This window comes from Verrucosispora sp. SN26_14.1 (assembly GCF_004307965.1).
Classification (GTDB): domain Bacteria; phylum Actinomycetota; class Actinomycetes; order Mycobacteriales; family Micromonosporaceae; genus Micromonospora.
Genome location: NZ_SISL01000809.1, coordinates 1 through 1,186, shown reverse-complemented (window position 1 = coordinate 1,186; position 1,186 = coordinate 1). Strand labels below are relative to the sequence as shown.

Below are 1,186 nucleotides of genomic sequence, written 5' to 3'. Positions count from 1 at the left end.
CGTCGGCCGCTGCCGGGGACGCCGGAACGAGACCGGCCGCGAGCAGCAGGGCCACGGCGGCCGGTAGGAATCTTCTGGGGCGCATGGACTCGTGTTCCTCCATTGTGGACAAATGAGGGACGGTGGCAGGCGACGGCGCCGTGCCCCCGGGGGCGGGGACACGGCGCCGGACGAGCGGGATCGTCGGTGTCGGCCAGGGGCTACCGCGCCTGGGGCACCGGGGTCCAGGTGAGTTCGTCGTTCACGTCGGCCACCTCGACCGACTCCGCGATCCTGGTCAGTTCCGCGACGGAGAGCCCGCCGGTGCCGAGCACCTGCACCTGCACCGCGCCGTCCGTGGTCCAGCGGTTGCAGAACGCGTCCCCCGACGCCTGGTAGCACTTCGTCTTGCCGGCCTTCGCCCGCTGGTTGGACGAGGAGGCGGGCATGACGTAGATGCTGACACTGCCCGGGATGGTGGCGCTCTCGTTGTCACCGTACGGCGCGGTCAGGCCGGTGGTCGCCGGGGCCGGGTCGGCGTAGGTCACGCCACCGTAGTTGCCCGCGCGGGCCTGCGCGATGCCGACCAGGCCGGGCAGGGCGTGCGAGCCGGCCTCCACCGCAGTGTGGCCGGCGGGCAGGTAGCCGACCCGGAACGGCAGCGTGGCGGGCACCGCCGGGCTCGGCTTCAGGGCGGTGACCAGCGCCGACAGGTCCGCGATGGAGGGGTCGGGGGTGCTGGTGTAGGCGGTCACCACGGCCCACGCGTCGTCGGCGTACTCCCAGGCCAACTGCCGGCCGGCCGGCTCGACGGTCGACTCGACGGCCTGGCGGCCGGCGATCGTCGACGAGGTGCCGCCGACGATCCCCGCCGGGTCGAACGCGCCCGGCCGGTAGAGCGTCAGGTAGGCGTACAGCGGTCGCTGGGTCGCGTCGGTGCCGGCAGCCGGGGGGCGCTTCCCATTCCGACGGACGGGCGTCTCGGAATCCTCGACCGGCCGGTCGTGGGTGACTCTGCCGTCCATGTAGACCGAGGCGATCTGATAGGCGGGGGAGACCACCACGGGGTCCTGCACGCGCAGCGGACCGGCGTCGAACGCGCGGAACGTGAAGCTGAACGGCGGCGCGTCCGACCAGGTGGCCTCCGCGCCCGGGGCGGCCCCGGCGACGATCGTGGTCGGCTGCTCCGGCGCACCCGGCGTCAGCG

1 protein-coding gene is annotated in these 1,186 nt (G+C 73.9%); it reads right to left on the bottom strand.

Features of this window, described 5'->3' with window-relative positions; genetic code table 11:
• Window positions 1–200 precede the first annotated feature (200 nt).
• Window positions 201–1,186 (bottom strand): hypothetical protein (locus tag EYA84_RS32865; RefSeq protein ID WP_161595088.1); only part of this gene is annotated, 986 nt, incomplete at its 5' end.